This window comes from Stenotrophomonas sp. 3diitr2024 (assembly GCF_042136455.1).
Classification (GTDB): Bacteria; Pseudomonadota; Gammaproteobacteria; order Xanthomonadales; family Xanthomonadaceae; genus Stenotrophomonas; species Stenotrophomonas sepilia.
In genome coordinates, this window is the sequence record NZ_JBHHMJ010000437.1 from 1 (window position 1) to 1,104 (window position 1,104).

1 protein-coding gene is annotated in these 1,104 nt (G+C 67.0%); it reads right to left on the minus strand.

The window, feature by feature from the left end; all coding sequences use genetic code 11:
* Nucleotides 1-63: 63 nt before the first annotated feature.
* Nucleotides 64-954 (minus strand): alpha/beta fold hydrolase, encoded by an 891-nt coding sequence (locus ABGA94_RS10825; RefSeq protein ID WP_188248567.1) that lies wholly within the window; start codon nucleotides 952-954, stop codon nucleotides 64-66.
* Nucleotides 955-1,104 lie beyond the last annotated feature (150 nt).

Sequence of the window (1,104 nt, forward strand, 5' to 3'; positions counted from 1 at the left end):
CCAACGGTCGGCACCCACCCATACCTTCCACTTGTGGGTGCCGACCGTTGGTCGGCACACCGCTCAGATCGGGTTGGCGTCCAGGAACGCGCGGATCTCCGGCACCAGCACGTCCTGCTTGTCTTCCAGCACGTAATGCCCGGCATCCTCGAAGGCATGCACCTGGGCCTGCGGCAGCGCGGCCTGGAAGCCCTTCAGGAAATGATGGTCGAACACGAAGTCGCGCAGGCCCCAGCCGAGGAAGGCGGGACGGTCGGCGAACGACGGCAGCGCCTTGCCGGCGCGTTCCAGCAGCGACCAGGCCTTGTCGGCCGGCGACAGCGGGATGTCCTGCATGAAGCGGATGGTGCTGATGCGATTGGCCCAGCTGTTGTACGGCGACACGTAGGCGCGGCGTACGTCGGCCGGCATCCTGCGCTCCACCCCAAGCCAAGAGGCCCCGGACGAGAACGCGTTGAAGCTGCGGATGATCCACTCGCCGATCTTCCAGTGGCGACCCAGCGCGATCTGCCACGGCATCTTCTTCGCCGCCGGCATCGGGAAGGCAGCGGTGTTGAGCACGACCAGGCGCTTCACCTGGTCGTGGTGCGACAGCGCCCAGCCGAACCCGATCATGCCGCCCCAGTCATGCACGGCCAGGGTCACCGGGCCGGTGATGCCCAGGTGCTTCAGCAGCGCATCAAGATCGTCCACGCGCGACTGCAGCGTGTATTCATAGCGGCTGTCATCGGGCTTGTCCGACAGGCCCATGCCGATGTGGTCCGGCACGATGCAGCGGTAGGTGTCCGACAGGCCGGCCACCAGCGTGCGCCAGTAATAGCTCCACGACGGGTTGCCGTGCACCATCACCACCACCTCGCCATCGCGCGGGCCCTCGTCGAGATAGTTCATCGACAGGCCGGGGCGGACCTCGAAGCGCTGCGGGTGGGCGGGGTAACCGGGAAGATCGCGCATGCGGAGCACCTAAGGAGAGTCGCGGCGCAATGTAGAGCCGAGCCGTTGCTCGGCTGCTCTCCGGTCCGCTGCGGAAGAGCCGCGCTGCGCGCGTGAGCCGAGCATGGCTCGGCTCTACAGGAGGTCGGGCAACGGGCTGCTTACCCAGCT